Below are 18,286 nucleotides of genomic sequence, written 5' to 3'. Positions count from 1 at the left end.
GTAGGCGGCGCCCGAGACCACCACCCACCCGCGCTCGGCGAGTTCACCGGCCAGGCTCTGGGCCATGTGTGCCCCGTACGGGGTGCACGCGCGGGCCCCGACCACCGCCACGGAGCGCAGGGCCCAGGTCCGCAGGCTCGGCCTGCCCCGCACCCACAGCCCGACGGGCCGGGCGTCACCGAGGTCGTCCAGCTGACTCGGCCACTCCGCCGACCCGGGGCAGACGAACCGGCCCCCGGTCTCGGCGGCGGCCTCCAGGTCCCGCCGGGGGTCGGCCGACGCGGCCCGGCGGCGGTATCCGGCGAGCCGCTCGCCGCCGACTCCGGTCAGCGCCCCGGGCTCCGGCGCGGGCCCGGTCAGCAGCCGTATCAGCCCGACGGCCCCGAACGCCCGCAGCCAGCGCCCTCCGTGTTCCTCCCCGGGCTCCAGGACCCGGGTGAGGGCGGCCCGCGCGAGCACCTCGCCCGCGGGCTCCGCCTCCGCCCCCGGGCCGGATGCCGGGCCGGGTACCGGGGCCGGCACCGCGGCGGTCATGAGGCGGCGTCCAGGTGCGCGGCGGCACCGCGGGCGATTCCGGTGCGCAGTTCGAGGGCGACGGCCACGTCCAGGGCGTCGGGGCGGTCCCGGCTCCTCAGGTCGGCCACCGTCCAGGCGACCCGGAGCACCCGGTCGAGCCCCCGCGCGGTCAGCAGGCCGCGCTCCAGGTCCCGCTCGGCCTGGGCCAGTGCACCCGGGGCGGCCGGCCAGCGGGTCCGCAGCTCGTGGCCCGGGACTTCCGCGTTGAGCCGCCAGGGCGTGCCGTCGAGCCGGGCCGCCGCCCGGTCACGGGCCTCCCGGACCCGTGCGGCCACCACCGCCGTGGCTTCGCCGCGGCCCCCGCGCCCCAGCAGATCGGAGCGGGTGACCGGCTCGACCTCCACGCGCAGGTCCACCCGGTCCAGCAGCGGCCCCGACAGCCGGGCCTGGTAGCGGCGGATCACCGAGGCCGGGCAGTCGCAGCCGGTCCCGTGCAGGGTGTGCCGCCCGCAGGGACAGGGGTTGGCGGCCAGCTTGTAGCCGCTGTTCAGTACTGACCATTGACCGTTCCTCTCGGGTCTGTCCGCGGGGTGGTGGCACTTAGCACAGCTCCTGGTGGTTGCTGTTCAGCGAAGCCGGGGCTTTTGGCGGATGTTCGTAACGCGGGAGGCCGCTTCCAACGCTTCCTTGAGGCGCTCGTTCCGAAGAGCGAGGTGCTGGACTTGTGCTGCGGCCAAGGCGAGCTGACCGGTCAGATCGCGATTTCGCCGGCGGAGCTTCGCATTGCGCGCGACGAGCCTGTCGTGCTCGGTCGGGCCGCCTCGCGGTGCCGCGGGGGCCGTCCGGTGCTCGGAGATCTCGCGGGCGATCTCCGGATAGCGGCGGCGGAAGGTGGTGTTGGTCAGACCGAGACGGCGGGCCAGCATGAGGACACTGGGCCTGCTGTTGTCTTCCCCGCAAGCGTCCAGCACCTGCTGCAGGTGCTTGCGGACGAGGGCCTCGGGCAGGTCGGGGACTCGGCGAGTCATGACGGGACAGCTTCCTGTCCGTTCGAGGTCAAGAACTCCACGACCTCGCCGCGGCGGCCCTGCAGGAGTTCCCGGAGGCGGGGCGCCAGCATCGGCCGAGAGGCAAGGCGCTTGTCGATGCGGGCAACCTCGCGCTGCCAGGCGGCAACGTTCTCCGGGGTGAGCGCAACATTCCGGCAGGCCAAGGGGAGACAGCCTCCGTGAGAGGGGAGCCCTTCGCTGTTGCCGCGCCGGGCCTTCTCGCAAAGGGCCTTGGCGGGGTCGTTGACGCAGGTGATGTACTCACCGGGATAGACAGCAGGATCGTGCCTTTTCATGATTCTCCTGATGCGGTGCTTGTCTTTGGCGACCTGCCCCTGGAACTGGGCCCGGTCACCGAAGTTCTGAAGGCGTCGTGCGGCCTCTTCAGCCGAGGGCCCGGCGAGGCCGAGGTGCTGATGGGCATCGATCATTTCCATGTAGACCTCGCCGCGGGCGATGGCCTGCTCGCTCTCGACCTCGGCCCGGAACCCTGAGTCACTGGTTCCTGCATAGCCTTCGAACATCTGGATGCTGTGGTGGCGGTATTGCAGGGCGCCAGCGATGACGCCGCCGGGGCGCCGGGCGATGAACCAGGCCAGAGTGCGTCGGAAGTGGCTGGTCTTCAGTTTGATCTTGTAACCCTGGCCGGCCGGGATGATGTCGGGGTGGTCGCCTTCGGTGCAGAGTCGGTTCACGAAAGCGGTGAACGCATTGAGCTGCAGGTTGGTCGCCAGAGTGCCCAGCGCCTTGTTTGCGCCCGTCTTGTTTCCGGCGCCGTGGGGAAGGGCTGCGAAGAGGTAGTCCCGAGCTGTCGGCTGAAGCTGTTCGAGCATCCCGATGGCGCGGGCGACCGTCGCGTTGACGGTCCAGGTCGCCGGAACGCCAGCGACGTCTTCCTCACCCTTGAAGGCCAGGCTGTTGAGCTTCCAACGGTAGGGGCGGCCGTCCTCGTCGCATTTGATCTCCAGGCATCCGCGCTTGAGGTGCTTGATCTCGGAGTCCCGCATGCCACTGAGGAAGGCGATCACGATGTAGCAGGCGATCTGCAGATGACGGGCAAGCCGAGCGAGGCTGTTGGCCGAGTTGTGATGAGTGCTGATCGAGGTAATCCAGGGCTTCTCGCCCAGCCTTCCTTGGACGCTCTCGATGAACGTGCTCTCGGTGACGCCGACGATCGCCGCTGCTTCGTCGAGAGCCTGGCGATACCAGGACAGAGCGGAGTGGTGGCAGCCAACGAGGTGGGCTAGATGGGTAAGGCTCGGTTGCCCGTGCCAGCCCGGCAGCGGCCGGCCGGCGGAGACGTAGTTCCGAAGCAGCCGCTGTAACCGTGCCCCGAGATTCCTGCGCAGGTGACGGGGACGAGGGCGCCTTGCGCGGTTTCGGCGCCATTGCTGGTCGGCGTCGAGGATGTCGGGGGCGAAGTCGTCGATGAACCGCAGGGCCCAGACCAGCAGAGGGCCGAGAACTTCCTCGGGGAGGCGGTCGGTCTCATTGTCGCCCTGGCGGACCTGCTTCGATTCGCTCCAGCCGTCGAGGCCGAGGGGATCGAACCGCAAGCCGTGCTCACCGAGATGCCTCCGCCATCGCCAGAGCAATCGCAGAACCCCACGGAGCTGCGAACGCTGTGTGCGGTTGTTCGGGAAGACGGCAAGGAGATGCCTGCGGTAGTCGTCGAGGTCGCCGGGTGAGAGTTCAGCCAGCTCGTTCCGCTCTGGTGACCACCGGCGGTCGAGCCACTTCAAGAACCGCTTGAGCCCGGTGAACTCTCCGCGGATGGTGGAAATCCGCGGAGAGTCCTCACCGTCGGGCGCTTCCAGAGACAAGAGCGCATAGAAGAGGCGCTTGGCAGCTGGGCGAAATCGCTGCGGGAGGGTGGGGAAGTTGAGGATCTGAGCCTTCTCGTGCGCTTTGAGCCCAGCGGGCGTCAGCCGCCAGACGTCGTGGCTGTAGCGGGAAGTGTCCTGCAGGTGAATCCCGCTCTTCAGCGGGCGGCCGTGCAGGACGTACGGGTCCTCGAGAGAGACGACCTCTGGGTGACGCGCGAAGGTGGCGGTACTCATGGCTGATCCCAGGGTGCTTCGACCAGGTCGAGGAGGGCGTCGGGCAGGGGCTGCTGGCGCTCTTTGTCGACTTCGGCCGGTGTGAACTTCGAGAGGATGTCGCGCTTGATCGCGACCCAGGCGGGCCCGTAGCGATCCCACCAGGCGTCCTCACTCATGCGCTGCCGCATCGCGCCCAAGCCCTCCAGCAGGCCCAGAAGCTTGGGCAGGTGGGTGCGGGTGACCAGGCAGTTTCCGCAGTGGAAGCAGGCGAGGAATGAGTCGTCGCAGGTAGCACCGGTTTCTGGGTGCTGGTCATGGTCCTTGCAGGCCGTCCAGGCGGTGTCCAGTGCGCCGTCGGCGAGGTCGCGGGCGGTCGTCGCGGGAAGTCCGGCCTGTTCAAGTTGCTGTGGTGACTCTGCTGTCGGGATCACGGTGGGTTCGCCTCGGCGTCCGACGGCGGTCGCGTGAGCGTCCCAAGCCGCCTGTTCGGCATCTGCGAGGGCCTCGGAGACCACCTCTTCAGCCCAGTCGCGGGTGTTTTCATCTGGTTGCAGATAGTTCGTGAACAGCACTTGAGCCGTGTTGCTCTTCGCTGCCGAGGGGAGATGCCCTCCGAGCTGTTTGGTGCGGCGGGCGTCGACGCTGGTCTTGATCCTGTTGAAGGTCACTTTGAGCGGCGCCGGGCCAGCGGGAGACGCCTTGCCAGCCGCCTCGACCGTCACGTCTTTGACCTGGTCATTCTTCGTTTTGGTGGCAGGCTTCGGGTCCGCGAGGAGGGGTTTCGTTCGGGCTGCCGCCCACTTCGTCATGGAAGAGGCCGAGCCGTGGCTGAGGTCGATCTCAAAGGGGGCGAAGTGCTCGACCACCCTCCCGGCGCCCTGGGGGACATTGCGCCAGACGCAGAAGGCCGAAGATGAACCGCAGGCCGCACGACTGCGTGCCGTCAGCTCGAGTAAGAGCAGATAGAGGCCGCCAGGCGTATGAAGTTCACGGCCCTTCGGCCCGATCTCCCAGGTCACGGTCTCGAACCAGCGCTTGGTTCCCTTCCGGCGTTTCACCAACACGAGCTCGATTGCCCGGTCCTCCAGCCTCCGATGCCGGACTGGGAGTTCTTTGAGGGTCTCGCCGTTGCGTTCGGTGACCAGGGCCAGAAGGGCCAACAGGGGAGACACGTCCTGCCAGGTCAAGTGCAAATGTGATGCGAGAACGGCCCGCCGGTGCCGACTGCTGGGCCCGCCCGTCAACATGGGGACCTCGCCGGAGGCGGCCATGCCGGCGAGGACCTCGGCCAGCGAATGCTGCTCTGGCTCCAACGCATCTCGCTCGTCGTGCCAGCGCCGTACGAGTTCTTCGCCGGAGCGCATGCGCCGGACGATGCGGGCCGTGTCCGTTCGGGCGGCAGCGATCAGCCTCTCGAACTCGCCATCCGAGTATCCGCCGACTGGCACTCGCTTCGGTTTGGTCAGCCGCCGTTTGAGGGCGTCCCAGGCGTCCTCGGGCAGTCGGCCTTTCAGATGGACGTCTGCGAACTGGAGTTGCATTTCCCGCATGTCGTTGTATCTCGTGTGCGGTGACGCATCGGTGCGGTCGTGGAAAGCATCGACGTGAGCTCGGGTGAGTTCCTCAGGAGCGGATGGAATCGGATCCGTTTTGGAGAGGAACTGGGCCCAGTTGGCGCAAGCCCGCCAGCTCGTCTTGCTGCCCGAAAGGGTGCGGACGTCACCGCTGGGGCCAATTCGCAGAGCCAGAGCTTCGGCCAGCAACGGATGCCATCCCGGCGACGGCAATTTCCCGAGGTCATAGCTGGCGCGACGTTTGTCATCGCCATGGAAGTCGACCACCAACCTGCCCGACGTCTCTTCGCGGACCGGTGGGGGCGCTTCGTAGCCGTCTGGCGGAAGGGCGGACGGACGGCCTGGTCCGGTGCTGCCGCGGCCTCGGCGGGTCATACCTTCTCCCCGAGCTCGGCGGGCAGGCCCGCGGGCGGGGTCTCGTCCCCGAGGACGTCGACCGTCGTGTCGCGTGGGTCCTCCCAGGTATCGGGGACCAGAGCCATACGGGTCTCCATCTCCAGTTCCTGCAAGGCGTGCAGATAGATCAAGGTCGACAGAATCGAGGCGTGCCCGAGCCGGCGCCGGACCCAGTCCAACGGGTCGCCGAAGATCCGCTGGTAGTGCAGCCGCTGTGCCGGGTTCATGTCGCCGAGGGCAGCAATGTGCCCGCGCTGGAGTTGCTCAAGGGTGATGACGGCGAACGTGTGCCGCAGAAGATGGGCGTGAGCCCGGAGGTCGAGACCTTGTTCCTCGCACCTCCGGTTGGCGTCGGTGAACATGTCCTTCCAAGTCGATAAGGACAACGGCATGCCGCTCTCGCCGAGCCAGAACATCGCGGGCTCCAAGCCGTGCTCAGCGTCGATCAGCAGCCGCTGACGCTCGCGCGGGTCGAGCAGCCGGACGTCGACTTTCTCGCCGCGGTTGATCCCGCTCGAGTACTGGGCCAGGTGTGGCCGCTCCGGATCGAAGATCACGATCGGCCGGCGGATCCTGTCGTAGCGGCCCGCGTCCCGGGCCTCCTCGATAACCCATCGACGGTCCTCGGTCGCGTAGGCCGTCAGGTCCCGGCGGACCGAGGCCGGCTCATAGACCCAGCGTGCCGAGTTTCGCTTCGCGATCGCCTTGGGCAGCCAGGACTTGCTGTAGCCGGCCGGGCCGGGACCGGTGGGGACTTCGAGAGTGAGGCGGCTGGCCTGTTCCTCCAGCCGTAGGCCGGTGCGGACCGTCGAGTCGGTGAAGGTCCCGTTGCGTGGAGCCCACCGACCACGGAAATTGTCCCGGGGCAGGCCCTCACGGTCGTAGCCGAGGATGCCGACGTCCCGCCAGCGTCGGTAGGACGGCGCGGGCAGCCACTCAAGGACTTCGCCGCCCACGTCGTGGGCGTAGCTCGCCGGCACCGTGTCCTGCGTGGGATCCGGCTTGGAACGGCGCCTGCGACCCCTTGCCGCCTCGTGCTGGCCATCACGTCGGGGCCGCTGCGGGATCGGCACCTCCGGCACCCACAGCTTCTTCTTCGCGTAGAGGTAGAAGTGCTGCAAGTGCGTGACCTCCTGGCTCCACGTATCGCCGTCGATGCGTGGCCCGCCTGGATCACGTCGCCGCCAGTAGTGGTAGGCCGTGTGGTCGGCCTCTGTCGCATCCCGCCAACCCTTGCCACCACGGCTCCAGTGCAGGAAGTTCAGGCTCCTGCAGAGGGCCGACGCCCGGTTGAGCTGGCTGTTCAGCGGGCCTTCCATGAGGTTCACCTGATGGAAGTACGAGTTCAGGTCCGTGTCGTAGACGAAGCAAGGCGACAACAGGTACGGCGTCCCGTCAGGAATGCCCAGGTCATCAAGCCACAGCTCCCACTCATCCGGTGAAAAGCGCAGGTGCCAGGGCTGTGGCTCCGGCTGCGGCAGGTCCCGAGAGCTGTAGTGGACCGACCAGGCATCTTGTCTCAGCACCCGCGGACCGTACAGCTACCTGGACACTGACCAAGCGTGCACAAGCCAGCACCATCAGGAACCGGGCCGGCAGCCGTACCACCCCGGCGGCCCGGGCGATGACCACGTGTCCCGCTTCGAGGGGCTGCCTCAGGGCGTCCAGGGCCTTGGTGCTGAACTCCGCGGCTTCGTCCAGGAACAGCACCCCCCGATGGGCCAGGGACACCGCTCCGGGCCTGGCCACACCGGCTCCGCCCCCGACGAGGGACTGCATGGTCGCCGAGTGGTGCGGGGCGCAGTACGGGGGCCGGGCGACGAGCGGTTCGCCCGGGGGCAGGATTCCCGCGACCGAGTGGACGGCCGTGACCTCCAGGGAGTCCTGTCGGGTGAGCGGGGGCATGATCCAGGGGATCCGCTCGGCCATCATCGTCTTGCCCGCGCCCGGCGGTCCGCTCAGGAAGAGGTGGTGGCCACCGGCGGCCGCCACCTCCAGGGCGCGGCGTGCCGCGTGCTGTCCGGCGACGTCGGCGAGGTCGGGGAAGTCCCGCCCGTCGCCGTCGCGGGCCACCCCCGTGCCGAGTCCGGCGCCGGGGACGACCAGCCCGGCGAGCATCGGGTCCGGGCGCCCGGACGGATCCGGGGGATCCTCCTCGGGGACCTCCCCCTCGGTGAGCACCGCGATCAGCTGCCGCAGGCTGCGTACGCCGAGCACCGAGACGTCCGGGACGAGCATGGCCTCGGCCGCGCACTGCTGCGGGACCACGACATGCCGGTATCCGGCCTCGGCGGCGGCGAGCACGGCCGGCAGGATCCCGCGGACGGGACGCACCCGGCCGTCCAGCCCCAGCTCCCCGATGAGGACGAGATCGGCGATCACTTTGGGGTCGACCACCTCGGCGGCACCCAGCACGGCCGCCGCCACGGCCAGGTCGAAGCCCGCGCCGCCCTTCGGGACGGACGCCGGGCTGAGGCCGACGGTGAGCTTCTTCTGCGGCCAGGCGGCGCCCGAATTCACCACGGCCGCCCGGACCCTGTCCCGGCTCTCGACCAGGGTCTTGTCGGGGAGCCCCACCAGGGAGAAGGTGGCGACCCCGGGCTCCAGGTCGGCCTGGACCTCCACCACCACGCCGTCGACGCCCACGAGGGCGACCGAGCAGGCCCGTGCGAACCCCATCAGGCCGCCCCCCTGACGTGCTCCACCACGGGCCCGCCGCGCCGCGGCAGGAGGACCCCGACGAGGTCGATGCGCACCCCGCCCGGGGGTGGTCCCCCGTGGTCGGCCAGCCAGCGCCCGGCGAGCCTGCGCAAGCGCTCGGCCTTGGCGGGCCGCAGCGCGGCCATGGGATGTTCGAACTCCCCCGCCCGCCGGGTCTTGACCTCGCACACGACGAGGGCGTCCCCGTCCCGGGCGACGATGTCGATCTCCCCGCCGCGACACCGCCAGTTCCGCGCGATCACGGTCATCCCGGCCTCGGTGAGCCGCCGCGTCGCGAGGTCCTCGCCGTACCGCCCCAATGCCTGCTGTGCCACGCCCTTCGCGTTCATCCGGCACCACCTCCGGCACCGACGATCCCGCGTCCCCGTCCGCCCTGTGGATCTTGGTGGACAGCCGGGGCGATGTGGACAACGCCGTCACCCCGGCGAGGAAAACGGCGAGGCGGACCGTGAGGGAATCAGCTGCCAGGAAGTTCGAGATCGCTCTTGTTGAGCTCCTCGATGTTCACGTCCTTGAAGGTCAGCACCCGCACCTGCTTCACGAACCGAGCCGGTCTGTACATGTCCCAGACCCACGCGTCGGCCATCGAGACCTCGAAAAAGACCTCCCCCTGCACCGAGTGCACCTGCATCTCGTAGTCGTTGGTGAGGTAGAAACGGCGTTCGGTCTCGATCACGTACTTGAACAGCCCGACGACGTCGCGGTACTCGCGATAGAGCTTCAGCTCCATCTCGGTCTCGTACTTCTCGAGGTCCTCGGCACTCATGGCATGTTCCCCTTCAGCCGTGCGTCCCCCTATTGTGCGCCAGGCCCGTGCGCCCCTAAACGATTTCCGGGGCCAGGTTCACGGGCGCACCCGGGGGACCGTCGTCGAGCAGCGTGCGGAGCAGCTCTGCGAGTCTGGTCGGGTACACCGTCTCATGGGCCGCAAGAAGTTCCTCGGAGGTCCACCACCTGGTGCCCGAGACACTGCGGCGCTCCAGCTCGGTGAGGCCTCCCAGCACGGTCGCCGTCTGGGTCGTCCGGGCCAGGAAGTACCACTCGTCCTGCTCCCAGCGGCGCCCGCCGAAGGGGAACGAGCAGTAGCGGTGCCACAGCACCGGCCCCAGCTCCACGTCGGTGATCCCGGTCTCCTCCGCGAGCTCGCGGAGCGCGGCCTGTTCCCGGGTCTCGGCCCCTTCCAGACCGCCGCCCGGAGTGAACCACCAGTCGTCCGCCGGGTCTCCCGGCTCGAAGCCGTGCATCAGCAGGATCCGGTCATCGGGGTCCAGCAGGATCACCCGCGCCACCTTCCGCGGCCCTGCCGGCCCGCCCGGCCCTTCCGCCCCGGAGCCGGCCCCCGGCCCCGCCGCGGCGTCAGCGGACATCGGCCCGCTCCTGCCTCCGCCCGCGCCCGAGAACCCGTGCGAACGGCCCGTACGCGGCTCCGAGCACCACCAGGGCGGCACCGGCCACCACCGCGGTCACCTGGAGCAGCAGCGGCCCCGGTGCCGAGGTCCCACCGGGCAGGGCGGCGTAGGCCTTGGGCCGCTCCAGCATCGCCATGTCGGGCCACGCGAGGGCGTCGACGCGGCCCGTCACCGCCGAGCGGGCCACGGTCCCCTGTCCGGCCTCCGCCAGGTGGGCCCGGGAGTCCAGCGAGGCTCCGCGCCGGTCTCCGAGCAGGAAGAGATTGCCCTCCGGCACCGTCACCTCGAACGGCGTCCGGGAGGCGGGCCCGGCCGGAGCACCACCCTCCACGTCGAGCGCGTCCACCTCGATGTACGGCTCGTCCAGCACCTTGCCGTTGACCGTGAGCCGGCCGCCGTCACCGCAGCACTTGACCGTGTCCCCGCCGACGCCGACGACCCGCTTGACCATCGGCGAATCGCTCCACTGCTCGTCCTTGAAGATCACCACGTCCCCGCGGCGCACGTCCCCGCCCGCGATGCGCTGCGCCAGCACCCGGTCTCCGGGCTTCACGGTGGGCATCATCGAGTCGGTCGGCACCGTGTACGGCTGGTACACGACGGCTCCCCACACGAACCCGCCCAGGAAGAGCACAAAGCCGATGGCCACGGCGACTCCCGACAGCATGCTGCCGAGAGCACCGCGGCCATCGCCGTCACCTGCTCGTATTGCTCGTGTTCCGCCCATTGCAAGCGCCCCCACACTCGGAGATCGTCGACCTGGGCGGCACCCTACCTGTCGGTACGCCCCGCGGTCAGCCTCCGCCTGCGCCACAGCACGACCGGCACCGCGCCGGCGAACCCGAGCGCGGCGGGGCCGAGCCCGACCGGCGCCAGCCCGGCGGCGTCCAGACCGAGCGCGGTGGCCTTGGTCTGCGTGCCGATGCCCGGCTGGTCGTAGGTGTCCGGAACCGGCAGGGTGGACCAGCGGGTGATCGGCCAGGCGACCACCACGGCGCGTCCGACGACATCGCTGACGGGCACGAAGCCCTGGGTGGGGTCCTGCTGGTGGTAGCGGGAGTCCTGCGAGTTCTGCCGGTGGTCACCCATCACCCAGATCTTGCCCTTGGGCACGGTGAGCGGACCGAAGGGGAAGTCGTCGCACGGGGTGTTGCCGGGGAAGATGTACGGCTCGTCGAGCTCCTTGCCGTTGACGATGACCGGTCCCCCCTTCTTGCACTCGACCGTGTCACCGCCGATGGCGATCGTCCGCTTGATCAGGTCCTTCTCCTCGGCGGACGGCATGAGGCCGATCCAGCTGAGGGCCTTCTGCGCGATGTTGGGCTCCGGGGTGGGCTCCCCGCTCAGCCAGTTCGACGGGTCGTGGAAGACCACGACCTCGCCGCGCTCGGGCTCCGATCCGAACCACGGCGTCAGCTTGTCCACGAGCACCCGGTCGCCGCGCTGCAGGGTGTTCTGCATCGAGTCGGAGGGGATCGAGAACGCCTGCACCAGGAAGGTCTTGATCAGCAGAGCGAGCAGCAGGGCGATGCCGACCAGGAGCGGAAGCTCCTTCCAGAACGATCGGTGCGGGCGTGCCGCGGTGCCGTCCTGCGCGTCGCCGTCGTTCTCGACGGCATCGAACCCGGAGGAGTCTTTCGGCTCCTCGCCGCCCTCGTCGCGTCCGGACCGTGCACCAACCGCCACGTCCCCCACATCCACTCCTCGTTCGGAAATCGACGCCCGGCCCTGATGAGCCACGGGCCCTCCCCTCCCCTAACGAGCGGGAGTTCCCGAAGGCGCGGGAGACCAAGGACACACTATGCGAACGAGGAGCCGCCCCGGCGCCTACGGGGCGCGCGGCGACCGCCGCGCGCCTGGTCGGGAACCATGCGGAAGGTGGCGGGCTGTTCCAGCCGGTGCCAGTGCCCGACGGGCCAGGCGATCACCACGGCTTCGCCGACCACGTCCTCCACGTCGATCGTGCCGTGGAAGGCCTCGTCGAGGTGGTAGCGGGAGTCGGCGGAGTTCGCCCGGTGGTCGCCCATGACGAAGATCCGCCCGGCGGGCACCCGCACCTCGAAGCGGATCTCCGAGGGCACGTTGCCCGGGTTCACGTACGGCTCGTCGAGCGGCGATCCGTTGACGCTGACCCGGCCCCGGGCGTCGCAGCACTTCACGCTGTCCCCGCCGACGGCGATGACGCGCTTGATCAGGTCCTGTTCGTTCGCCGAGGGCAGCAGGCCGATGAAGGTGAGGGTCTGCTTGATCTGCTTGATCCCCACCGGGTCCTCGGCGGGCTGGACGCTCTCGCCGCCCAGCCAGCCTCCCGGGTCCTTGAACACGACCACGTCTCCCCGCTCGACCTCGGAGCCGAACCACGGGGTGAGCTTGTCGACCAGGACCCGGTCGCCGATCCGGATCGTCTGCTCCATGGAGCCCGACGGGATGAAGAAGGCCTGGACGAGGAAGGTCTTGAGGATCAGGGCGATGCACAGCGCGACCACCACGAGCAGCGGCAGCTCCCCCGCCCGGCGGGTACGCCGTCTGCGTCGGACCCGGCGGGCGAGGCGACGCCGTTCGGCCCGGCCGCCGGGCTCCGGGGGCTCGGCCGGCGCGTCCTGCACCGGCTCCGGGTCGCGCGCGGCGGCGTCCCGGTCGTCGTCTTCGTATGCGTACCCGTCGCCGCGCGGGCGCCCGCGGCTACCCACGGCCACCACCCGTGGAACCCGTCTCACCCCAGCGCGAGAGCGGCCAGCCGATCCAGTCGGCCCGCCCGATCACCTTCTCCACCGGCACCATCCCCCCGCCCGGCTCCCCCAGGTGGTCCCGGGAGTCCCGGGACTGGGAACGATGGTCACCCATGACCCACAGGGTCCCAAGGGGTACGACGACACGGAACGGCACCCTCGATCCCGAGTCTCCGGGGAAGAGGTACGGCTCGTCCAGCGGCACCCCGTTGACCTTGATCCGGCCGTTCTCGTCGCACACCACGTCGTCGCCGCCGACGCCCACGACCCGCTTCACGAAATCGGAGTCCGCGGGCTCGGCCAGTCCGAGCGCCGAGGCCGCCCCGCGCAGGGCGTCGCCGACCGGATTGCCGTCCGGGGCCTCCCGTACGAAGGAGCCCGTGCCGTCGAAGACCACGACGTCCCCGCGCTCCGGGGCGCCGCCGAAACGGTACGCCAGCTTGTTGACCAGCACCCGGTCCCCGACGGCGAGCGTGGGCTCCATCGAGCGGCTCGGGATCAGGAAGGGCTGGAGCACGAAATTGCTGAACAGCAGCAGGAAGACGGTGCAGGCCACGCCGATCAGCCCGGCGCGCCGCCAGGTCAGCCAGCCGGCCTGGGCGGGCCCCGTTCCGGAAAGCACGAAGCGCGACCTCTCCTCCCCCTCGTCGGGGGAAGAGTGGCCGCGCTGCGTGTGAGGTGCTTCGGTGTCCATCGGGGGCGAGCCTATCCGGCCTTCCCCTGAACTCCGGGAGCAGATCAGCGGTCGCGCTTCTCCTTGATCTTCGCGGCCTTGCCGCGGAGCTCACGGAGGAAGTACAGCTTGGCGCGACGCACGTCACCGCGGGTGACGAGCTCGATCTTCTCGAAGATCGGGGAGTGGACCGGGAAGGTACGCTCCACGCCGACGCTGAAGGAGACCTTGCGGACGGTGAAGGTCTCGGAGACGCCCGCGCCCTGACGGCGGATGACGACACCCTTGAACTGCTGGATACGGGAGCGGTTGCCCTCGATCACGCGGACGTGAACGTTGACGGTGTCACCCGGGCGGAAGGCCGGGAGGTCCGAGCGCAGGGTGGCGGCGTTGACGCCATCGAGCAGGTGAGACATGAGATTCGTCTGCTTTCTTCGCATGACGCCACAGGTCGCCGATGCGGGGTTTCCGGAGAGAATTCGGGAGCTGTGGGACCCGGCGGGCGACGGTCCCCCTGTGGCAGGGGCGTCCGCGAGCACACAGCAGCCGCCTATTCTTCCACGGGCTGGGGCCTGCGCCAAAATCGGCCGTCGGGGGACGGCTTCCAGCCGAGGATGCTCAGCAGCTCGCGGTCCTTCTTGTCGAAGGCGGAGGCCTCGCAGCGCTCGATCAGGTCCGGGCGGTTGGCCGCCGTGCGGCGGAAGGCCTCGTCGCGGCGCCACCGGGCGATCTTGCCGTGGTGGCCGCTGACCAGCACGTCCGGGATCCCGTGGCCGCGCCACTCCGGGGGCTTGGTGTAGACGGGCCCCTCCAGCAGGTTGGCCATGTCTCCGGGCGCGAAGGAGTCGTCGCGGTGCGATTCGGCGTTGCCGAGCACCCCGGGCAGCAGCCGGGCCACGGCCTCGGTGACCACCAGGACGGCCGCCTCGCCGCCGGCCAGGACGTAGTCGCCGATGGACACCTCGTAGACCGGGAGGCGCGTGGCGTACTCGTCCATGACCCGGCGGTCGATGCCCTCGTACCGGGCCGGGGTGAAGATCAGCCAGGGGCGCTCGGAGAGCTCGACGGCCAGTTCCTGGGTGAACGGCCGGCCGCTGGGGGTGGGGACGACGATGACGGGCCCGTGCGCGCCCGCCTCGTAGCCGTCGGCCAGCGCCGCGTCCAGGGCCTCGCCCCAGGGCTCGGTCTTCATGACCATGCCGGGACCGCCGCCGTACGGGGTGTCGTCCACCGTGTTGTGCCGGTCGTACGTCCAGTCCCGCAGGTCGTGGACGTGTACGTCGAGCTGGCCGCGCGCCCGGGCCTTGCCGACCAGGGAGACGTTGAGCGGCTCCAGGTACTCGGGGAAGATCGTGACGACGTCGAGACGCATCAGGCGTCTTCCCCGTCCGACTCCGGCTCCGCGGCTTCCTCGTCGCGGGTGGAGACGACGATCGCCTCGCGCTCGTCGATGAGACCGGGCGGCGGGGTGATGACGCAGCGCTGCTCGTCGAGGTCGATCTCGGCGACGATCTCCTCGACGAAGGGGATCATCACCTCGGTGCCGTCCGGCCGCTCGACGATGAACAGGTCCTGCGAGGGCAGGTGCGAGATCTCGGTGATCCGGCCGATCGCGGTGCCGTCCTCGAGGACCACGTCGAGGTCCATCAGCTGGTGGTCGTAGTACTCGTCGTCCTCGGCCGGCAGCTCCGCCGGGTCCACGTCGGCGATGAGCAGGATGTTGCGCAGCGCCTCGGCGCCGGTGCGGTCCTTGACCCCGGCGAAGCGCAGCATGAGCCTCCCGCTGTGCACCCGGCCCGTCTCGACCGTCAGCGGTCCCGCCGACGCCGGGTCCGTCCGGAGCACGGCGCCGGGCCCGAGCCGCAGCTCGGGCTCGTCGGTCCGCACCTCGACGGTGACCTCACCCTTGATCCCGTGGGCGCGGCCGATCCGCGCGACTACCAGCTCCACTGCATTTCTCCTGTTCAGACGACGACGGGCCGGGGCGGGCACGAATGCCCTCCCCGGCCCGTGCCGGTGTATCAACTTCTCAGCGGACCTGGTCCACGTCGACGAGGTCGACGCGGATCCCCCGGCCGCCGATGGCGCCCACGACGGTACGCAGAGCACGTGCGGTGCGGCCGTTGCGGCCGATCACCTTGCCGAGGTCGTCGGGGTGGACCCGGACCTCCAGCACCTGCCCGCGGCGCAGGTTGCGCGAGGCGACCTGCACTTCGTCGGGGTTGTCCACGATGCCCTTCACGAGGTGCTCAAGAGCCTCCTCGAGCATGCTCAGGCCTCGGTCGACTCGGCGGTCTCGGCCTCAGCCTCGTCCGCCTTCTTGTCGGCCTTCTTCGCCTTCTGGGTGATGGCTTCGCCCTTGCCCTCGCCGATGCCCTCGAGGGCCTTGGCGAACTCGTCGAAGGTGCGACGCTTGTTCTCCTTCGTCGCCGGCTGCAGCAGCGGCGCGGGGGCCGGAAGGCCCTTGTGCGCCTGCCAGTCACCGGTGAGCTTCAGGATGGCGAGCACAGCCTCGGTGGGCTGGGCGCCGACGGACAGCCAGTACTGCGCACGCTCGGCGTTGACCTCGATGCGCGACGGGTTGTACGTCGGGTGGTAGATACCGATCTCTTCGATCGCGCGACCGTCCCGACGGGTACGGGCGTCGGCGACGACGATGCGGTAGTGCGGCTGGCGAATCTTGCCGAGGCGCTTGAGCTTGATCTTGACTGCCACTGGAGTGGTGTCTCCTGAACTTGACGTGGTTGGGCACATGAGATGCCACGTGGGGTTGCGGTACTCGGGTGCCCGATGGACGCGTCAGCCGGAGGAGAGAGGGGTCCTATGCGACTGTCGAGTACAGCTGTCCATTGTGCCACACGCCCGCGGCGCGCTCGGCCGGGAGGTCGCGCCCGCATGGACCGGGGCCACCCGCCGGGTCAGGAGGCCACCGCGATGGCCACTTCGGGGATGCGGAAGGGCTTCATACAGCCTCCGCACACGATCGGGGCCTGAGCCAGCACGGACGGGACCACGCGCACGTTGCGCCCGCAGTCGCAGACCGCCTTGACCCGTACGCCGCCGCCGGAGGACCCGTGCCGGGCGGCCGGACCGCGGAAGCTGCGCTTGGTGTCGGCGGCCGTGGCGACCGTGTGGGCCTTCAGCGCGCGCTGGAGGCGCTCCATGGTGGGTCGGTAGCGCTTCTTCGCCTCGGGATTGAGCGAGACCAGGGAGAAGCCGCTGCTCGCGTGCGGCTCGTCGGTGTGGTCCAGCCCCATCTCCTCGGCGATCGCGAGGAACCTGCGGTTGTGGTAGCGGCCTGCGCGCGAAGTGTCACGCACTCCGCGGGCTGCGGCGATGCCGTGGACTGCCTCGTGCAGCAGTCGCTCGAAGGAGAGTTCGGCGCCGCAGGCGGACGAGGACTCTCCGATCAGGGACTCGGGCGCGGCAAGGTCAGGCAGCTCGGGGTGGTACCGCTGAATATCGGCCCACGCCTGCGCCAGCTCTGCGGCGAGAACAGGTGGTGTCGTGCTCACGTCGTGACAACGAGCCGGGGTGCCCCGGTGTTCCGATTCCGGGCCATTCCAAATTTTTTGCACGTACCAGTCAGTTCAGTCTCATGCGTCCCGACGAGGACGGGTGCGCATATCTCAGGAGGAGTCGGTACGTAATGAGGCCCGTCAACAGGCGACGACGGGTGATGACGGGCACGTCCCCGGCGCGCGGCGGGTGCCGCACGCCGGGGCGTGAGAGCCGTCAGGCGGGCCCGGTCAGTACGAGCGCGCGACGATCGCGAGGTTGCCGGGGGCGTCGTCCGCCTGCGGCACCGACCCGTCCTCGGCGATCAGGCAGCGTACGGACACGGCCTGCTCGGCGAGCTTCGCCTCGCCCTCGGGGCCGAGGTCGGCCCACGGGATCCGCGCCCAGCCACCGGCGATGGCGGCCTCGGCGGCCTCCTCGATGGTCGAGACGTCGGAGGTACGGGAGATGCGGCGCTCGCGGGACTCGCGCAGCAGCTGCTCCTGGTCCTCCTCCAGCACCTTGGGCAGCAGGGCGGCGAGGTCGGAGATCTGCACGGCCTCCTTGCCGCCCGGGATCCGGCGGGCCAGCATCGCGGTGCCGGCCTCCAGGTCGCGGGGGCCGATCTCGACGCGGACCGGTACGCCCTTGAGCTCCCAGTCCACGGCGCGGCGGCCGAAGGGGGTGTCGACGCGGTCGTCGACGAACACCCGCAGGCCCGCGGCCTTGAGCTGGGCGCCCAGCTCGCGGACCTTCGCCACGGCCTCGTCGCCCTTGATCGCCATGACGACGACCTGGACGTGCGCGAGGCGCGGCGGGACCCGCAGGCCGTTGTCGTCGCCGTGCGACATGATCAGGCCGCCGACCATGCGGGTGGAGACGCCCCACGAGGTCTGCCAGACGAGCTCCTGCTTGCCTTCCTTCGACAGGTACTGCGTGTTGAAGGCCTTGGCGAAGTTGGTGCCGAGCTCGTGGCTCGTGCCGAGCTGCAGGGCCTTGCCGTCGCCCATCATGCCCTCAAGGGTGAGGGTGTTGATGGCGCCGGCGAAGCGCTCCTTGGCGGTCTTGCGGCCGAGCACGACGTCGATGCCGAGCACGTTGGTCATGAAGTCGCCGTACACGTCCGTGTGGATGCGGGCGGCGTAGTCGCGGGCGTCCTCGTACGTGACGTGGGCCGTGTGGCCCTCCTGCCAGAGGAACTCGCTCGTACGGAGGAACACGCGCGGGCGCATCTCCCAGCGGACCACGTTCGCCCACTGGTTGATCAGCAGGGGCAGGTCGCGGTAGCTCTGGACCCACTTGGAGAAGTACTCGTTGATGATCGTCTCGGAGGTGGGCCGGACGACGACCGGCTCGTCGAGCTCCTTGCCGCCGCCGTGCGTGACGATCGCGAGCTCGGGGGCGAAGCCCTCGACGTGCTCCGCTTCCCTCGTCAGGTACGACTGCGGGATGAACAGCGGGAAGTACGCGTTCTGGGCGCCCGCGTCCTTGATGCGCGCGTCCATCTCCTGCTGCATCCGCTCCCACAGGCCGTAGCCGTACGGCCGGATGACCATCGTGCCGCGGACCGGACCGTTGTCGGCCAGCTCGGCCTTGTTGATCAGATCCTGGTACCAGCGGGGAAAATCCTCCGCCTGGGGGGTGAGAACGGGTGCCTTTGCCATGGCGCGAATGGTACG

Annotated in this window: 19 protein-coding genes and 2 pseudogenes; all 21 read right to left on the bottom strand. The window is 69.7% G+C overall.

Annotated elements, in window-relative coordinates; all coding sequences use genetic code 11:
* On the bottom strand, positions 1 to 534 hold a 534-nt coding region (locus tag ACODT5_RS46875; protein WP_422524936.1), incomplete at its 3' end, for a DNA-processing protein DprA.
* Positions 531 to 1,049 (bottom strand): annotated as a pseudogene (locus ACODT5_RS46870) (magnesium chelatase subunit ChlI family protein); the annotation flags it as partial. The gene ACODT5_RS46875 and the pseudogene ACODT5_RS46870, both read right to left, overlap by 4 nt.
* Positions 1,050 to 1,142: 93 nt before the next feature.
* Positions 1,143 to 1,544 carry an MreC domain-containing protein gene (locus tag ACODT5_RS46865; protein ID WP_422517344.1) on the bottom strand — a complete coding sequence of 134 codons (402 nt, stop codon included), beginning with the start codon at positions 1,542 to 1,544 and terminating at the stop codon, positions 1,143 to 1,145.
* Positions 1,541 to 3,625: a hypothetical protein gene (locus ACODT5_RS46860; RefSeq protein WP_422524935.1), complete on the bottom strand. Its 2,085-nt coding sequence runs from the start codon at positions 3,623 to 3,625 to the stop codon at positions 1,541 to 1,543. The genes ACODT5_RS46865 and ACODT5_RS46860 overlap by 4 nt, the downstream gene beginning before the upstream one ends.
* Complete coding sequence (locus ACODT5_RS46855; protein ID WP_422517341.1) at positions 3,622 to 5,451, bottom strand: hypothetical protein; 1,830 nt, start codon at positions 5,449 to 5,451, stop codon at positions 3,622 to 3,624. The genes ACODT5_RS46860 and ACODT5_RS46855 overlap by 4 nt, the downstream gene beginning before the upstream one ends.
* Before the next feature lie 101 nt (positions 5,452 to 5,552).
* Entirely contained in the window at positions 5,553 to 7,103 is a 1,551-nt protein-coding gene (locus tag ACODT5_RS46850) for an integrase (RefSeq protein ID WP_422517340.1), read from the bottom strand.
* A 43-nt stretch (positions 7,104 to 7,146) separates the two neighbouring features.
* Positions 7,147 to 8,256 (bottom strand): annotated as a pseudogene (locus ACODT5_RS46845) (YifB family Mg chelatase-like AAA ATPase); the annotation flags it as partial.
* Entirely contained in the window at positions 8,256 to 8,627 is a 372-nt protein-coding gene (locus ACODT5_RS46840) for a YraN family protein (protein WP_243337661.1), read from the bottom strand. The gene ACODT5_RS46840 and the pseudogene ACODT5_RS46845, both read right to left, overlap by 1 nt.
* A 128-nt stretch (positions 8,628 to 8,755) precedes the next feature.
* Positions 8,756 to 9,064: a DUF2469 domain-containing protein gene (locus ACODT5_RS46835; RefSeq protein ID WP_005311352.1), complete on the bottom strand. Its 309-nt coding sequence runs from the start codon at positions 9,062 to 9,064 to the stop codon at positions 8,756 to 8,758.
* A gap of 55 nt (positions 9,065 to 9,119) precedes the next feature.
* Entirely contained in the window at positions 9,120 to 9,665 is a 546-nt protein-coding gene (locus ACODT5_RS46830) for an NUDIX hydrolase (RefSeq protein WP_422524934.1), read from the bottom strand.
* Positions 9,655 to 10,374, bottom strand: a complete 720-nt coding sequence (gene lepB / locus ACODT5_RS46825) for a signal peptidase I (RefSeq protein WP_422524933.1) — start codon at positions 10,372 to 10,374, stop codon at positions 9,655 to 9,657. Before lepB (ACODT5_RS46825) ends, ACODT5_RS46830 begins: the two co-directional genes overlap by 11 nt.
* A 104-nt stretch (positions 10,375 to 10,478) precedes the next feature.
* Positions 10,479 to 11,393, bottom strand: a complete 915-nt coding sequence (gene lepB, locus ACODT5_RS46820; RefSeq protein WP_422524932.1) for a signal peptidase I — start codon at positions 11,391 to 11,393, stop codon at positions 10,479 to 10,481.
* A 113-nt stretch (positions 11,394 to 11,506) separates the two neighbouring features.
* Positions 11,507 to 12,397 (bottom strand): signal peptidase I, encoded by an 891-nt coding sequence (gene lepB / locus ACODT5_RS46815; RefSeq protein WP_422524931.1) that lies wholly within the window; start codon positions 12,395 to 12,397, stop codon positions 11,507 to 11,509.
* Positions 12,390 to 13,130 carry a signal peptidase I gene (gene lepB / locus ACODT5_RS46810; protein ID WP_422524930.1) on the bottom strand — a complete coding sequence of 247 codons (741 nt, stop codon included), beginning with the start codon at positions 13,128 to 13,130 and terminating at the stop codon, positions 12,390 to 12,392. Before lepB (ACODT5_RS46810) ends, lepB (ACODT5_RS46815) begins: the two co-directional genes overlap by 8 nt.
* Before the next feature lie 44 nt (positions 13,131 to 13,174).
* Positions 13,175 to 13,525: a 50S ribosomal protein L19 gene (gene rplS, locus ACODT5_RS46805; RefSeq protein ID WP_112450506.1), complete on the bottom strand. Its 351-nt coding sequence runs from the start codon at positions 13,523 to 13,525 to the stop codon at positions 13,175 to 13,177.
* Between the two features lie 134 nt (positions 13,526 to 13,659).
* The gene (trmD, locus tag ACODT5_RS46800; protein WP_383942887.1) at positions 13,660 to 14,481 is read right to left on the bottom strand and encodes a tRNA (guanosine(37)-N1)-methyltransferase TrmD; all 822 of its coding nucleotides are present in this window, start codon (positions 14,479 to 14,481) and stop codon (positions 13,660 to 13,662) included.
* Positions 14,481 to 15,059, bottom strand: a complete 579-nt coding sequence (gene rimM / locus ACODT5_RS46795; protein ID WP_422524929.1) for a ribosome maturation factor RimM — start codon at positions 15,057 to 15,059, stop codon at positions 14,481 to 14,483. The genes trmD and rimM overlap by 1 nt, the downstream gene beginning before the upstream one ends.
* A gap of 79 nt (positions 15,060 to 15,138) precedes the next feature.
* Positions 15,139 to 15,378 (bottom strand): RNA-binding protein, encoded by a 240-nt coding sequence (locus ACODT5_RS46790; protein WP_030011889.1) that lies wholly within the window; start codon positions 15,376 to 15,378, stop codon positions 15,139 to 15,141.
* Positions 15,379 to 15,380: 2 nt separating this feature from the next.
* The gene (gene rpsP / locus ACODT5_RS46785) at positions 15,381 to 15,824 is read right to left on the bottom strand and encodes a 30S ribosomal protein S16 (protein ID WP_403712659.1); all 444 of its coding nucleotides are present in this window, start codon (positions 15,822 to 15,824) and stop codon (positions 15,381 to 15,383) included.
* Between the two features lie 203 nt (positions 15,825 to 16,027).
* Positions 16,028 to 16,624, bottom strand: a complete 597-nt coding sequence (locus ACODT5_RS46780; RefSeq protein ID WP_243337678.1) for a hypothetical protein — start codon at positions 16,622 to 16,624, stop codon at positions 16,028 to 16,030.
* Between the two features lie 234 nt (positions 16,625 to 16,858).
* Positions 16,859 to 18,271 carry a proline--tRNA ligase gene (gene proS, locus ACODT5_RS46775; RefSeq protein WP_389435148.1) on the bottom strand — a complete coding sequence of 471 codons (1,413 nt, stop codon included), beginning with the start codon at positions 18,269 to 18,271 and terminating at the stop codon, positions 16,859 to 16,861.
* Between the last annotated feature and the right edge of the window lie 15 nt (positions 18,272 to 18,286).

This window comes from Streptomyces tatrensis, assembly GCF_049310065.1.
Classification (GTDB): Bacteria; Actinomycetota; Actinomycetes; order Streptomycetales; family Streptomycetaceae; genus Streptomyces.
The sequence above is the reverse complement of the archived record's forward strand: the minus strand, read 5'-3'. Positions and strand labels throughout refer to the sequence as shown.

Bases quoted from the DNA above. Each gene is read 5' to 3' on its own strand.
- ACODT5_RS46865 (WP_422517344.1), bottom strand. From the start codon at position 1,544: ATGACTCGCCGAGTCCCCGACCTGCCCGAGGCCCTCGTCCGCAAGCAC.
- ACODT5_RS46840 (WP_243337661.1), bottom strand. From the start codon at position 8,627: ATGAACGCGAAGGGCGTGGCACAGCAGGCATTGGGGCGGTACGGCGAG.
- lepB (WP_422524930.1), bottom strand. From the start codon at position 13,130: ATGGACACCGAAGCACCTCACACGCAGCGCGGCCACTCTTCCCCCGAC.
- ACODT5_RS46790 (WP_030011889.1), bottom strand. From the start codon at position 15,378: ATGCTCGAGGAGGCTCTTGAGCACCTCGTGAAGGGCATCGTGGACAAC.
- proS (WP_389435148.1), bottom strand. From the start codon at position 18,271: ATGGCAAAGGCACCCGTTCTCACCCCCCAGGCGGAGGATTTTCCCCGC.
- lepB (WP_422524933.1), bottom strand. From the start codon at position 10,374: ATGCTGTCGGGAGTCGCCGTGGCCATCGGCTTTGTGCTCTTCCTGGGC.
- ACODT5_RS46860 (WP_422524935.1), bottom strand. From the start codon at position 3,625: ATGAGTACCGCCACCTTCGCGCGTCACCCAGAGGTCGTCTCTCTCGAG.
- trmD (WP_383942887.1), bottom strand. From the start codon at position 14,481: ATGCGTCTCGACGTCGTCACGATCTTCCCCGAGTACCTGGAGCCGCTC.
- ACODT5_RS46830 (WP_422524934.1), bottom strand. From the start codon at position 9,665: ATGTCCGCTGACGCCGCGGCGGGGCCGGGGGCCGGCTCCGGGGCGGAA.
- rplS (WP_112450506.1), bottom strand. From the start codon at position 13,525: ATGTCTCACCTGCTCGATGGCGTCAACGCCGCCACCCTGCGCTCGGAC.
- ACODT5_RS46835 (WP_005311352.1), bottom strand. From the start codon at position 9,064: ATGAGTGCCGAGGACCTCGAGAAGTACGAGACCGAGATGGAGCTGAAG.